At 37.9% G+C, this 14,177-nt stretch carries 14 protein-coding genes, 4 tRNA genes and 1 pseudogene; 13 read left to right on the forward strand and 6 right to left on the reverse strand.

Features of this window, described 5'->3' with window-relative positions; all coding sequences use genetic code 11:
* Together BLR79_RS06840 and BLR79_RS06845 are read right to left on the reverse strand one after the other, a co-directional pair.
* A partial coding sequence (locus BLR79_RS06840) for a transposase (RefSeq protein ID WP_200778874.1) occupies positions 1-247 on the reverse strand: 247 nt, incomplete at its 3' end.
* Between the two features lie 125 nt (positions 248-372).
* Positions 373-1,377 carry a serine hydrolase gene (locus BLR79_RS06845; protein WP_092086224.1) on the reverse strand — a complete coding sequence of 335 codons (1,005 nt, stop codon included), beginning with the start codon at positions 1,375-1,377 and terminating at the stop codon, positions 373-375.
* A 228-nt stretch (positions 1,378-1,605) separates the two neighbouring features.
* Here BLR79_RS06845 and rsmG point away from each other — a divergent pair, with 228 nt between their 5' ends.
* From rsmG to BLR79_RS06905, 13 genes and pseudogenes are all read left to right on the forward strand, one after another.
* Positions 1,606-2,325: a 16S rRNA (guanine(527)-N(7))-methyltransferase RsmG gene (gene rsmG / locus BLR79_RS06850; protein ID WP_092086226.1), complete on the forward strand. Its 720-nt coding sequence runs from the start codon at positions 1,606-1,608 to the stop codon at positions 2,323-2,325.
* A 14-nt stretch (positions 2,326-2,339) separates the two neighbouring features.
* Positions 2,340-3,101, forward strand: coding sequence for a ParA family protein (locus BLR79_RS06855; protein ID WP_092086229.1), 762 nt, complete (start codon positions 2,340-2,342; stop codon positions 3,099-3,101).
* Positions 3,094-3,978 carry a ParB/RepB/Spo0J family partition protein gene (locus BLR79_RS06860; protein WP_092086232.1) on the forward strand — a complete coding sequence of 295 codons (885 nt, stop codon included), beginning with the start codon at positions 3,094-3,096 and terminating at the stop codon, positions 3,976-3,978. The genes BLR79_RS06855 and BLR79_RS06860 overlap by 8 nt, the downstream gene beginning before the upstream one ends.
* Before the next feature lie 37 nt (positions 3,979-4,015).
* Positions 4,016-4,207, forward strand: coding sequence for a DUF951 domain-containing protein (locus BLR79_RS06865; protein WP_280522564.1), 192 nt, complete (start codon positions 4,016-4,018; stop codon positions 4,205-4,207).
* A gap of 14 nt (positions 4,208-4,221) precedes the next feature.
* Complete coding sequence (ychF, locus tag BLR79_RS06870) at positions 4,222-5,322, forward strand: redox-regulated ATPase YchF (RefSeq protein ID WP_092086235.1); 1,101 nt, start codon at positions 4,222-4,224, stop codon at positions 5,320-5,322.
* Positions 5,323-5,348: 26 nt separating this feature from the next.
* On the forward strand, positions 5,349-6,194 hold the full coding sequence (locus BLR79_RS06875) for a DUF1129 domain-containing protein (protein WP_092086238.1): 846 nt from the start codon (positions 5,349-5,351) through the stop codon (positions 6,192-6,194).
* Between the two features lie 115 nt (positions 6,195-6,309).
* Positions 6,310-7,788, forward strand: coding sequence for an IMP dehydrogenase (gene guaB / locus BLR79_RS06880; RefSeq protein ID WP_092086241.1), 1,479 nt, complete (start codon positions 6,310-6,312; stop codon positions 7,786-7,788).
* Positions 7,789-7,931: 143 nt separating this feature from the next.
* Positions 7,932-8,812, forward strand: a pseudogene (locus BLR79_RS06885) (ABC transporter ATP-binding protein).
* 19 nt (positions 8,813-8,831) lie between these two features.
* A complete protein-coding gene (locus BLR79_RS09350; RefSeq protein WP_308409735.1) occupies positions 8,832-9,353 on the forward strand; it encodes a hypothetical protein in 522 nt (173 codons plus the stop codon).
* Positions 9,354-9,361: 8 nt separating this feature from the next.
* A complete protein-coding gene (locus BLR79_RS06890) occupies positions 9,362-10,441 on the forward strand; it encodes an ABC transporter permease (RefSeq protein ID WP_327020430.1) in 1,080 nt (359 codons plus the stop codon).
* 124 nt (positions 10,442-10,565) lie between these two features.
* Positions 10,566-11,255 carry a response regulator transcription factor gene (locus tag BLR79_RS06895; RefSeq protein WP_092086244.1) on the forward strand — a complete coding sequence of 230 codons (690 nt, stop codon included), beginning with the start codon at positions 10,566-10,568 and terminating at the stop codon, positions 11,253-11,255.
* Positions 11,245-12,417 carry a sensor histidine kinase gene (locus BLR79_RS06900; protein WP_092086247.1) on the forward strand — a complete coding sequence of 391 codons (1,173 nt, stop codon included), beginning with the start codon at positions 11,245-11,247 and terminating at the stop codon, positions 12,415-12,417. The genes BLR79_RS06895 and BLR79_RS06900 overlap by 11 nt, the downstream gene beginning before the upstream one ends.
* Positions 12,404-13,687, forward strand: coding sequence for a D-alanyl-D-alanine carboxypeptidase family protein (locus tag BLR79_RS06905; protein ID WP_143338802.1), 1,284 nt, complete (start codon positions 12,404-12,406; stop codon positions 13,685-13,687). Before BLR79_RS06900 ends, BLR79_RS06905 begins: the two co-directional genes overlap by 14 nt.
* A 97-nt stretch (positions 13,688-13,784) precedes the next feature.
* Here BLR79_RS06905 and BLR79_RS06910 read toward each other — a convergent pair.
* From BLR79_RS06910 to BLR79_RS06925, 4 genes are all read right to left on the reverse strand, one after another.
* Positions 13,785-13,858, reverse strand: a tRNA-Arg gene (locus BLR79_RS06910).
* An 8-nt stretch (positions 13,859-13,866) separates the two neighbouring features.
* Positions 13,867-13,952: transfer RNA gene (locus tag BLR79_RS06915), tRNA-Leu, on the reverse strand.
* 38 nt (positions 13,953-13,990) lie between these two features.
* Positions 13,991-14,062, reverse strand: a tRNA-Gly gene (locus BLR79_RS06920).
* Between the two features lie 7 nt (positions 14,063-14,069).
* Positions 14,070-14,142 (reverse strand) — tRNA-Thr (locus tag BLR79_RS06925).
* Between the last annotated feature and the right edge of the window lie 35 nt (positions 14,143-14,177).

Here is a 14,177-nt window from a genome sequence, read left to right on the forward strand (position 1 = left end):
TTCTAGGCACTTTTAATTCGAGTGTGCCCACACGAGTCGTAAAGTCTCGCTCATAATAGCCATTTCTTTGACTCTGACGACTTTCTGAACGTTCATAGTCATCGGCTTGAATATATTCTGTTCGTTGATTTTCCATCAATTGGTTGAAAACAGTGGTCAAAATATTTTTAGACACATCATCTTTAACGGAATGTTCAATAATACTTTGAACCTCTTCGTTGTTCAGTGTAAAATGTACTTGGGTCATGTAACGTCCTCCTGGGTATGTTTTTAGTGGTTAAAAACATTGTACCGTAAAAGGGCTGTTACATGGCCTTTTAACTTTTACACAATTATATGGACTTTATCGCTTTTTGTCAAATCGTTTTTATTTTAATAAGAATGAAATTGATCTTCATTGTATTGACGTAAATGTAAGTTTAAGTCTCCTAAAAACTCTTCATTACCGGCGCCATGAGTTGAAAGAACAACAATTAAATATTGAGGCGCACCATCTTTGATGTAAAAACCGATGTCATGGAAATTATCTTCGTACTGACCGTATTTTGCGCCAAAACCTTCATTGAACTCTCTTTTTAAAAAGAGATCGTCTTGAGACTCTAACATTGTTTGTTTAATGAAGTCATATTGGGGTTCAGTGACGACTTTATTTAAAACTGAAAGTAACATATTGGAGGTCGCGTAATTGACGATGTTAATATTAGGGTCAATAAAATCCACTCCGCTGACAATTTTCGAACCTTCTTGAAAATCGCCAATGTTACGGTAGTACCAATCGATCAACATATTCCAAGCAGTATTATCAGAATAATATAATGACTCATAAATGACTTCTTCTAAAGGATAACTTGCTTGAGGTGTTCCATTAGTAATGGTTCCTCCTCCTTCTTCATATAAAGCTGGATTATAAACAAAAGGAGTATCCCACGTTAAAACACCTTGGTTGACTAAGTCAGTAAACATGACGGCTGTAGTAACTTTGTTTGTACTTGCTGCCATCATAGCGACTTCTTCATTTAAATGATATGTTTCTCCCGAATTAAAGTTGTAGTAAGAAATCGCTAAATTGGATGGATCCATAGCGTACTTTTCTAACATGTCAGTCATTAGTTCATCCGCTGAATTGTAAAAAGGTAAAGACTCTTCAACTTCTTGCGAACTTGATTCTTCACTTTCTTCTAGCTCTGAGTGAGTTGACACGCTTGATTCAGGAAGAGACACGTCATTTGAAGATGAAAGAGAAGTGGCTACAATAGATGATGTTGATTCTTCTACAAGTTGGTTAGATTTTTGTGCGCGTATTAAGAAAAAGACCGACGCTAAACAAATGGAAAGAATACTTGTGACAAGTATTAAATAATATTTATGTTCTTTCATAAAAACACCTCACAGTTATACAAATGCTATTATACGTCTCTTATATTTTTATACAAATTTGAAAGATAGGACCCGCTGACAAAGCTTTAAAAACAAGGAATTATTTTTGTTTAAAAAGGTATTTCAATTATAGGGTTTGATTGATAAAAGAATGATTTTCATGTAAAGTAGAAGGGTACGTGAAACAAAAAATGTTCCACGAATTCGATGAAAAAAGGAGCTTCTAATATGACGATCGAAGCATTTATTCAAGCGTTGTTAGATCGAGGCATCGAGCTGACCTCTAAACAAATTAATCAATTTAAACGATATTATGAATTATTAATTGAATGGAATGAAAAAATTAATTTAACGGCGATTACTCAAGAAGAAGAAGTCTATTTAAAACATTTCTATGATAGTTTAATGGCTCTTTGGCTATCACCTATTGAGGATAAGCCGCTCACTTTATGTGATATAGGAGCTGGAGCAGGTTTTCCAAGTATTCCGATGAAGATCGTTTATCCTCAATTAGACATTACGATTGTCGATTCTCTTAATAAACGAATTCAGTTTTTAAACGTTTTAATCGATGAATTACAACTCGATAACGTTACCGCAATTCATGCTAGAGCAGAAGAGGTAGGTCAAGATAAGCGTTACCGGGAACACTTTGACATCGTAACAGCCAGAGCAGTCGCCGCCTTAAACGTTTTAGGGGAATATTGTCTTCCTCTTGTCAAAAAGGGAGGCTACTTTGTTGCTTTAAAAGGTCAAAGAGCTCAAGAGGAAATTGAAGAAGCAACTAAAGCGATTCAAGTGTTAGGGGCGAAACTAGAAGAAGTAAAAACAGAAAACTTACCGATTGAAGAAAGTGAACGCACCATTATCACTATTCGTAAAACATTAAACACCCCCCGCAAATATCCTCGTAATGCCGGAAAACCTAACAAGCAACCAATCAAATAAAGGAGGATGCATCGATGAGTAGAATGATTGCGATTGGTAATCAAAAAGGTGGCGTTGGCAAAACAACCACGACGATTAACTTAGGCGCAGCCCTTGCTTCCTTAGATCAAAAAGTATTGATCATTGATGCGGATTCTCAAGGGAATGCCACCAGTGGTTTGGGAGTTGATCGGACTGAAGTAGATGTTAATTTATACGACGTTTTAATTGAACGAACCCCCATTAAAGAAGCCATTGTCCCCACATCTCGAGAGAATTTATGGATTGTTCCTTCAGATATTCAATTAGCCGTGGCTGAATTCGAATTGGCTCAATTGCCGGACCGGGAAAAGCGTCTAAAAGAAGCCGTAGAAGATGTACGGTCTGATTATGATTTTATTTTAGTAGACTGTCCTCCTTCTTTAGGTCAACTCGCCATTAACGCCTTTACTGCTAGTGATACTATTTTAATTCCCGTTCAAAGTGAATATTACGCATTGGAAGGACTCAGTCAATTGCTTAATACGATTCGTTTAGTCCAACAAAGCTTTAATCCATCTTTTACTATTGAAGGTGTTTTAATGACAATGTTAGATGGACGGACTAATCTAGGCTATGAAGTTATTGAAGAAGTGAAAAAATATTTCCAAGAAAAAGTGTATAAAACAGTCATTTCTAGAAATATCCATTTAGCTGAAGCGCCCTCTTACGGACAATCTGTGATTGACTATCGTCGTCAGTCTCGAGGAGCAGAGCAATATCTCAATTTAGCAAAGGAAGTGTTGAGCCATGGCTAAGCGTAAGACAGGCGGTTTGGGTCGCGGAATGGAGACCTTATTTACACCCTTTAATGAAACAGTTGAAGAAGGCGAGCGCGTTGTCGAGATTGCTTTAGATGAAATTCGTGCCAACCCTTATCAACCTCGTAAGCATTTCAATCAAGAAGCGCTCCAAGAGTTAGCTGATTCAATTGAGCAATCAGGAGTGTTTCAGCCGGTTATTTTAAGAAAATCCAGCATTAAAGGTTATGAACTGATTGCTGGAGAACGCCGCGTTCGAGCGAGTCGCCTAGCTGGTAAGACAACCATTCCAGCGATTGTTCGTCAAATGGACGAAGAAGCTATGATTGAAATCGCGGTCATTGAAAACTTACAACGAGAAGATTTAAGTCCTTTAGAAGAAGCAGAAGCTTATCAAGTGTTAATGAATAAATTAGACTTAACACAAGAACAAGTGGCTAAACGCATGGGGAAGAGTCGACCTTATATTGCCAACTATTTACGACTTCTCGCCTTACCAGAGCCAGTCAAACTATTAATTCATGAAGGAGAATTATCAATGGCTCAAGGACGAACATTACTTGGGTTAAAAGATAAAACTCAAATCGAACCGTTGGCTCAAGAAGTCATTAAAGAGAAAATGACTGTTCGCCAATTAGAAGAAAAGGTGGTGCAGCTCAATGAAATACGACCTGCACCCCAACCTAAACCCGCACCAAAAACTTCTTCAAAAGAACGTTACATCGTTGAATTAGAACAGAACTTACAAGAAAAGTTTGGTACGGATGTACTCATTAACCAACGTCAAAACTCTCAACGAGGTAAAATTGAAATCGAATTTATGACGGCTGATGATTTAACCCGTATTTTAGACCTTTTAAATATAAGACTTTAACAGGTCAAAGGATCGAAAAGAAAGGTGTAGAAGTTCATTGAATTACGATAAGCATGATATTATTGAAATGAAAAAACCTCACGCATGTCAAACAAATGAATGGGAAATTATTCGAATGGGAATGGATATTCGGATAAAATGTCTAAACTGTCAACATGTTGTGACGATGACACGTCGTGAATTTGAAAAGAAAATGAAACGTATTATAAAAAAAGCAAACGATAATTAAGTAGGGGTGGAAAGATGTCTTTAACAGCAGGAATTGTTGGATTACCCAACGTTGGAAAATCAACACTATTTAACGCCATTACTAAAGCAGGAGTCGAGGCCGCAAACTATCCTTTCGCGACCATTGACCCAAACGTCGGGGTCGTAGAAGTTCCCGACTCACGTTTAAAAGAAATTACTAAAGTGGTTCAACCACAAAAAGAAGTCCCAACAACCTTTGAATTTACTGATATTGCTGGAATTGTAAAAGGGGCAAGTAAAGGTGAAGGATTAGGGAATAAATTCTTAAGCAACATTCGTCAAGTTGATGCGATTGTACACGTCGTTCGTTGTTTTGATGATGGAAACATTACCCACGTATCAGGAAAGGTTGATCCTTTATCAGATATCGAAACGATTAACTTAGAATTAATTTTAGCAGACTTAGAAACGATTGACCGCCGCTTCGAACGGGTGAAAAAACAAGCTCGAACAGGAGAAAAAGAAGCAGTTGCTGAATTAGCTGTTTTGGAAAAGTTAAAAGAAGCGCTAGAAAATGACCAGTTAGCAAACTCTCTAGAATTTATACCAGAACAAGAACGTATTGTTAATAGTTTGTTCTTATTAACTCGCAAGAAAATGTTATATGTAGCTAATATTTCTGAAGATGAAGTGGCTGATCCAGAAGAAAACCCATATCTTCAAGAAGTACGTGAACTCGCTCAAAAGCAAGGAGCCGACGTAGTACCTGTTTGTGCTAGTTTAGAAGAAGAAATTGCGGTACTCGATGAAGATGAAAAACAAATCTTTTTAGAAGATTTTGGATTAGAAGCTTCTGGATTAGATCACTTAATTCAAAAATCGTATAGCTTATTAGGATTAGGAACTTACTTTACTGCCGGCGAAAAAGAAGTACGTGCTTGGACATTCAAAAAAGGTATGACGGCTCCTCAAGCAGCTGGAATTATTCATACGGACTTTGAACGCGGCTTTATTAGAGCTGAGACGGTCTCCTTTGATGATTTAATGAAGTACGGCGGCATGAACCAAGCTAGAGAAGCGGGACGCGTTCGTTCAGAAGGGAAAGACTACATCGTCCAAGACGGAGATATCATTTTATTCCGTTTCAACGTCTAGTCTTTTCAAAGAAAAGGTGATTAATAATGACCGATTTAGAAAAAAATAACGAAGAGTTCAATGAAGAAGTAGATTTTTCTCAAGAAGAAAAAAGAAAATCTGTAGAAGCCACTTTGGATGAAACAATTCAAGGACCCAGTGCACCGAGCGAATTTTTAGAAGAACAAACGGTTCATTCCTCGGTCACGTCATCTAAAGAAATTGTTCCTGGCGTGAGCGGAGCAGAATTTAATAATTTGACACGCAAAAACCGCCAATTTCTTATTACCACTTGGCGTCAAGTAAAGGCTCATGGAGGAGATGAAGAAGCGGTTGCACCTGCTTTTAACGAAGTTTATGAAACACTGTTAGCAGGCCAAAAAACCAGTGAGACAGCGCAACAAATTTATGGCACACCCACTGAGGTTGCACAAACCATGTTGGGACTTGATCGTCAAGAAGAACAAGATGCTAAAGACAATCGCCTAGAAGCTCCTTCTTGGATGGTAGGCGTTGACGGCGCGCTCCTTATGGGTTCCATTTATACTTTATTAACAGGTGTAGCTCATTTGCGCGGAAATCAAGGCACCCCGATGGGGCTTATTACGTTAGTTATTAACTATATTCTCGCTGGTTTTGCGACAATGATTATGGCTAAATACTTACCAAATATGGATGCTCCTCGTAAGGAGCGTGGGTATTTAAAATATACTCTTGCTTCTGTGGGAGCGATGTTAGTATGGATTATGACTGTCAGCGCATCGATTCTATTTTTACCGCCAGCGATCAACCCGCTCTTTTCACCGATGTTTTACATTGTTTTAGGTTTAGTGGGCTTAGCCGGACGTTATATATTAAGACAACGCTATCGTATTGAAGGCGGATTATTCTAATGTTTACCGAGTACTCAACAGAGTATTCGGTTTTTTGGTAGAATATGATTAGGACTTGATTCAAAGACGGTTGAGTGATAATGTATAAAGAAACAAAAAAATAGGAGGCTCATTGATGACTACTGCATGGGAGACAAAATTTAGCCGAGAAGGTTATACGTTTGATGATGTTTTATTAGTACCAGCAAAAAGTGATGTATTACCAAATGATGTTGATTTATCTGTTAATTTAACAGACAAAATTAAATTACAAATACCAATTATGAGTGCAAGTATGGATACGGTAACAGAAGCTAAGATGGCCATCGCTATGGCTCGTCAAGGTGGATTAGGTGTTATTCATAAAAATATGTCCATTGAAGCACAAGCAGACGAAGTGCGTAAAGTAAAACGTTCTGAAAATGGGGTTATTATTGACCCGATCTATTTAACACCAGAGCACACGGTTCAAGACGCAGAAGATTTAATGGAGCGCTACCGTATTTCTGGTATGCCAGTTGTGAAAAGCGAAGATGATTTAACGCTTGTCGGTATTTTAACTAACCGCGATATTCGCTTTTTAACGACTTATGATATTGCGATTAAAGAAGTCATGACGTCTGAAAACTTAGTAACAGCACCGCGCGGGACTTCACTTGAAGAAGCAAAGAAAGAATTACACGAGCATCGCATTGAAAAGTTACCGTTAGTTGACGATAAAGGATGTTTAGCAGGGTTAATTACTATTAAAGATATTGAAAAAGTAACTCAATATCCTAACGCAGCTAAAGATGAACATGGCCGTTTATTAGTCGCCGCTGCCGTAGGCGTTACTTCTGATACATTTGAACGTGCTCAAACTTTAATTAACGAAGATGTGGACGTTTTAGTTATTGACACGGCTCACGGACATAGTGCAGGAGTTATTCGCAAAATTAAAGAAATCCGTGATGCTTACAAAGATGTGGCGATTATTGCTGGAAACGTCGCAACCGCAGAAGCAGCTCGCGAGTTATTTGACGTAGGTGTTGACGTGGTTAAAGTAGGAATTGGTCCAGGATCAATTTGTACAACCCGCGTAGTTGCTGGTGTTGGTGTGCCTCAATTAAGCGCTATTTACGACTGTGCAACTGTAGCTAGAGAATATGGTAAAGCGATTATTGCTGACGGTGGAATTAAGTATTCTGGTGATATTGTTAAAGCTTTAGCAGCAGGTGGACATGTCGCAATGTTAGGAAGTATGCTTGCCGGAACAGATGAATCTCCAGGTGAATTTGAAATTTACCAAGGACGTCGCTTTAAAACTTACCGCGGTATGGGAAGTTTAGCAGCCATGGAAAAAGGATCAAGTGATCGTTACTTCCAATCAACCAACGAAGCGAACAAATTAGTTCCAGAAGGAATCGAAGGACGCGTCGCTTATAAAGGATCTGTTCAAGAAATTCTATTCCAAATGATTGGTGGAATTCGTGCAGGTATGGGTTACTGCGGTGCCCCTAACTTAGAAACTTTACGTAACGAAGCTCAATTTGTTCGTATGAGTGGTGCTGGTTTAATCGAATCTCACCCACACGACGTTCAAATTACAAAAGAAGCACCAAACTATTCAAGATAATAAATAATTAAAGCCTTGGAAACGAGTGAGTTTTCAAGGTTTTTTAAGTGCCTTAGAAAACTTAGTAAGTGAATGGAAATAGAGGATGTGATAAAATTAAATTAAAATTAAGTAGTAATGAGTTTTATTTAAGGGGTGATCTTATGACTGCGACCATCGAGATTAAAGGACTACAAAAATCTTTTGGTAAGTTTCAAGCATTAAAAAATGTAACATTTACAGCAAATAGTGGTGAAGTAGTTGGTTTCATTGGCCCAAACGGTGCAGGTAAATCAACGACGATCCGTATCCTTTTAGGCATGATCCAAAAAGACGGGGGAAGTGCCAAAATTTTTGGTCAAGATGTTTGGGATGAAGCGTTTGATATTCATAAAAGATTATCTTATGTACCAGGGGACGTGGCATTATGGGGTAATTTAACCGGTGGGGAAATTATTGATTTATTAATGAAACTTCACGGTTCACAAAATAATACTAAACGCGATGAATTAATTCAACGGTTTGAATTAGACCCTCGAAAAAAGCTAAAAGCTATTCGAAAGGGAATCGCCAAAAAGTCGCTTTAATTGCTGCTTTAGCCGTTGATTCTGATCTATATATCTTTGATGAGCCAACCTCTGGGTTAGATCCCTTAATGGAACAGGTGTTCCAACAAGAAGTTGAACGGTTAAAACAACAAGGCAAAACCATTTTACTTTCGTCCCATATTTTGTCAGAGGTAGAACGTTTAGCTGACAAAGTGGTTATTATTCGTCAAGGTGAAGTCGTGGAATCTGGGACATTAGAGGAATTAAGACATTTAACCCGTTCTGTTGTAACTATTGATACGACAGAAGACGTTTCGGTTTTAAAAGAACTTGAAGGGGTGTATGACTTCATTCAAAAAGATGGACAAGCTACCTTCTCTGTCGATTCTGTTCATTTAAATAATATTTTACAAACAGCAACCCAGCTACACGTTAATCAGTTGGTTATTACACCACCGACATTGGAAGATTTGTTTATGGGGCACTATAAAAGCTAAGGGCGAAGGAGGGCGTATTATGAATGAAAAATTTGGACGGTGGTCAGTGCTTTATTTTCACCGTATTAAACAAGATTATAAAAAACTAATTCTTTGGCTTTTAGGATTAGGTCTTTTTTGCGCGGGATTTGTTCCAGCTTTTGAAGAGTTAGCTAAAGGATCCGGCGCGAGCGGGATGTATTATATTTTACAAAACCCAGCGATGACCTCCATGGTTGGACCAACTCCAGTTAAAGAAGCGGCGGACTATACATTAGGAGCTATGTACAGCCATGAAATGTTGCTGTTTTGTGCGTTACTTTCTTTTACTCTTTCTAGTTTGTATGTGGTCAGCCGTACGCGTAAAGAAGAGGATAGTGGTATTTTAGAGCTTACTCGTTCGTTTCCAATTGGACGTTTAGCCAATTCTTTGGCGACTCTTTTACTTACAATCACTGTCAATTTGTTACTTATTCTTTTTATTGGATTAGTTATGACTGGCTTTAAAGCTGACACCATTACGCTAGAAGGGTCCTTTTATTTGCTTCTTCCATTGGGGTAGCAGGGCTCATGGGTGGTTTGGTCGCTTTAGTTGTTGCTCAAATTATGCCAACGTCTTCTTCAGCAATCGGGACAAGCCTTGGAATCATGGGGTTACTTTACATCACTCGTGGTATGACTGATATTTCCCATGAGTCTTTGTCATTTTACAACCCCTTAGCGTGGAGTTATTTGACTTACCCTTTTACAAAAAATCATTGGACACCGGTTGCTTTTGCGCTTATTTTTAGTTTTGTTATGGGTATTTTAGCATTTATACTAGAAGGAAAACGCGATTTATCTGCTAGTTATCTTCGAGAAAAACAAGGAAAAGCCCATGCTCAAGCTAGTTTATTGTCTATTCCTGGCTTTACCTTTAAATTAAATAAAGGACTTATTTTATCTTGGATGAGTACTTTTGTCATTTTAGGAGTCGCTTATGGTGCAGTTTACGGCGATATCGGCTCTTTTTTAAATAGTAATGAATTAGTCAAAGCGGTCTTTTCTCAAGTAGATGTTTCCATTGAAGTATCTTTTACAACCACTGTGATGATGGTACTCGTTTGTTTAGTGATGATTTTACCGATAGCTATGATAAATCGTTTGTATAATCAAGAAAAAGAACGCTATTTAAGTCAAGTGTACAGTACAAAAGTAAAACGTAGTCAAATGTACGGTGCCACGACTTTACTTGCGGTTATTGTATCAATCCTCGGGATACTCGCTGTAGCGGGTAGTTTAGGCGTTACGGCAGTGAGTGTGATGAAAGAGCCAGTGATGACGTTAACAGACTTTTTGAAAATTGGCTATAACCTTTTCCCATCCGTTATATGTTTTGTAGGGCTAGCTAGCGTCTTTTTAGGTTGGTTTCCTAAAGTTAATAAAGTAGTGTATATTTACTTAGCTTATTCTTTCTTTTTAAATTACTTCTATTCCTTATTAGACATTCCTGAGTGGGTATTAAAAACAGTGCCCCAAGGATGGTTAGCCAGTGAACCTCTTCAAACTTTTGAATGGGAACCTTTTGTCGCTGTCTTTTTAATCGGACTTCTTTTAATTGGAGTCGGTTATTATGGGTATATTAAACGGGATTTAATTGAAGAAGGATAATTGATCAATCAGCGTTAGAATTTTGATCAGTTTGTGAAATTGTCTTACAAAATGCAAAAAAGTCAAAAAATAAGGTATACTATAAGTAGAAACGAAAACAATAAAAAAGAAAGGAGTGCGCTTAATGAAAATAATGATTGTTGATGATGATCGCGAAATCGTCGAATTGCTTAATATCTACCTTCAAAATGAAGGGTATGAGGTTGTTAAAGCTTACAATGGACAACAAGCACTCAATTACTTAAAAAATGATCAAGGTATTCAATTAGTTATTTTAGATGTCATGATGCCACAAGTAGATGGGATGGAAGTCTTAAAGATTCTTCGTGCTGAAAATGATAGTATTCCTGTTATTATTGTTAGTGCGAAATCTTCTGACAACGATAAAATTCAAGGTCTTATCTCTGGTGCCGATGATTATGTAACAAAACCCTTTAACCCTCTGGAGGTTATTGCTCGTGTGAAGTCTTTATTAAGAAGACAATATACTTATAGCGAAGTCGAAGAGCCAGAAGTGATTCATGCTGGACCTTTAACGATTCGCAAAGAGTCTCACGAAGTAAAGACAACGGATGGAAAAGATATTCAGTTGACAGCTTTAGAGTTTGGTATTTTATACTTGCTTGCTAGTCACCCAAATCGGGTCTTTAGTGCCGATGAAATTTTTGAAGCGGTATGGAATCAAGAAAGTATCGTCAGCGCTAAAACGGTCATGGTTCACGTTAGTCATTTGCGTGATAAAATCACTCAAGCTACAGGCGGAGAAAAAGTCATTGAAACCGTTTGGGGAGTAGGCTATAAAATTGAAGGCTAATAAACAAACTCAAGTCATTCCGCAATTGTCCTTAAGTCGGACGCATCGTGCGGAGATAGTGATTGATGCGATTATAACACTCGGAATAGTCATTTTTATCTATTTGGGTGTTATTTTAATTTTACGTGATTTTTTCCCTCATTTCTTTTATTGGACTTATCCTGAAGCTTGGTCCTTTATTCAAAGTAACGAATCAACCGGACTGGCAATTATTCAATATATTGTGATGTTCTTTGTTTTACTATCCGGTTTAGGGATGGTTTTTTGGCGTGTTAAACGTCGTCAGACTCAAATGGAATTAAACAATATTTTAAAAGTTGTTGAATATATTGCTCAAGGTCACTATGAGTATCGAATCGATGAAACATTAGTTTCTAGTCAGCGACAATCAGTTGTAAGAAGTATTAATCAACTACTAGATAGTGCGGTAGCTGCGATTGAGGAAGAACGACGAGTAGAACAAATAAAAGATGAGTTAGTCACGAATGTAGGACACGATTTGAGAACGCCTCTAACATCGATTATCGGCTACTTGGGATTAGTAACGAACGATACTATTGAACTTTCTCCTGAGGAGACTCATCAGTATTTGACAGTCGCTTATAGTAAGGCGCAACATATGCAAACATTGGTCGATGATCTGTTTGAATATACAGCGTCTCGTTCAACGACTTATTGTTTGAATAAATCGACGCTACCCGTTTATTTATTCTTGTCCCAATTAGCGGCGGAATTTGAATTGGCAGCTCAAGAAGAGGGGATGACCATCGAAATCGAAGTAGACTCTCAAGACATTCAAGGTTATTTCGATGTAGAAAAGATGGCCCGCGTATTTAACAACTTAATTACCAATGCATTAAAGTATGCTCACCGTGCTACAAAGATTACGCTAGTTGCCTTTGAAACGGAGGATCAGCATCTTTGTCTTGAAGTGCGTAATGATGGAGAGATGATTCCCGAAGAAGAATTAGAAAAAATTTTCCTAAGAAGTTATCGTACCGATACTTCTCGTAACTCAGATCAGTCAGGATCAGGGTTAGGATTATCTATTGTTAAAAATATTATTCACCATCATGAAGGAACTATTCATGCTGAAATTGTCGATAATGAACTAATATTTAAAATGATATTGCCACTGCAAAAGGAGAGTGAGGAACATTAAAAAATGGATGATTTTATGGAGTAGTTGTTTAATATTAATCAGTAGCTTTTTATTTCCTTCCACATCCTTAGCAGCGAATCGTCCTGAAGTTACTAGCGAAGGCGCTTTATTAACAGATGCCAATACAGGACAAATATTGTATAAGAAAAAAGAAAATGATTTATATGATATTGGCGAATTAACTAAAATATTGAGTACTTACTTAATTTATCAATTGATTGAAGAGGGAACTTTGTCATTGGAAGATAAAGTGAGTATTTCAGATGAGGTGTATTCTTTAAGTCAAAATTATTCGATTCCCAATGTTCCTCTAAGGCAAGACAAAGAATACACTGTAAACTCTTTGCTTCATGCGATAGGAGTGGGGCAAGCCAATAGCGCCATGCTGGCTTTAGTAGAACATGTAGATGGAACTGAAGATAAGTTTGTAGAACGAATGAAGCGCCAACTTGAGCAGTGGGGAATTAAAGAGTATGAGTTGTATAATGCGACGGGAATGGATCAAGAAAAAAGAAATAAACTAACACCTACAGCTGTCGGTCTATGTGCCTATCAATTATTAAACATTGCTCCGGACTTTGTGGAAGAAACCAAAAAAGAAATTGATCTATTTGATGCGGAATCTGAGGATGCTTTTGAAATGTTAAATCCTTTAAATTATTCAGACGATTCAGTTTATGAAGGACTCGATGGGTTGATGGGTGGCGTTAACGATCAAGATCATTTTCTATCAGTCCAAACGGCTAAAAAAGACTCCTTACGATTGATCAGCGTTATTTTGAATCCTACGAGTTCTACTGAAAGTCATAATGATCATAAACGTTTATTGACTTATGGATTTGCGGCTTTTCGCTTAGATCATGTGTTGAATCAAGGAGATAAAATTAAAAATATTGCTCGGATAGCAGTTCGAAATGGTAAAGAAGCTTTTGCTGAATTAAAGTATCAAGATGATGTGGCGGTCGTCACTCCATTAATCGATACAGCACCTGTTTTTAATTATCATTTTGTCCCTGATCCTTCTTATTTTGAAGGTGATCAACTGATGGCTCCTATTAAAGAACACACTGCGATTGGTCGGTTAGAAGTTCAAGTTGAAGGAAGTGCAGGAGAGTATTTACCTTCCTTAAATCCGCCTAACACAGCGGTTATTGTCGCCGAACCAATTGAAAAAGGCAATGGCTTAATTCGCTTCTTTAGAAAAATAAGCACACCCATTGATCAATGGGGAGCAAATATTCGTAAGTTTTTTATTCGTATTTTCAATTAAGTATTAAAAAGTCCTTGGCCCTCACAAAACTAAGAGTGCTAAGGACATATTTTTAGACAAAATAAAAAGGCATGACCACCGTCATACCTTAAATGCATACACCCTACAGGAGTCGAACCTGTAACCTTCTGATTCGTAGTCAGACACTCTATCCAATTGAGCTAAGGGTGCAAAAAAAGTGCCGAGGACCGGAATCGAACCGGTACGGAGTGTAACCTCCGCAGGATTTTAAGTCCTGTGCGTCTGCCTGTTCCGCCACCCCGGCATAATGATATAGCTATCAATAATATTAAATTGTAGCAAAGCGGATTACGAGATTCGAACTCGCGACCCCCACCTTGGCAAGGTGGTGTTCTACCACTGAACTAAATCCGCAATGTAATGCCGGCTAAAGGACTTGAACCCTCGACCCTCTGATTACAAATCAGATGCTCTACCAACTGAGCTAAGCCGGCTATCTGCTTAACATTATAACCTATTCAGTTATAAG

Origin of the sequence: Dolosicoccus paucivorans (genome assembly GCF_900100125.1) — a bacterium.
Classification (GTDB): Bacteria; Bacillota; Bacilli; order Lactobacillales; family Aerococcaceae; genus Dolosicoccus; species Dolosicoccus paucivorans.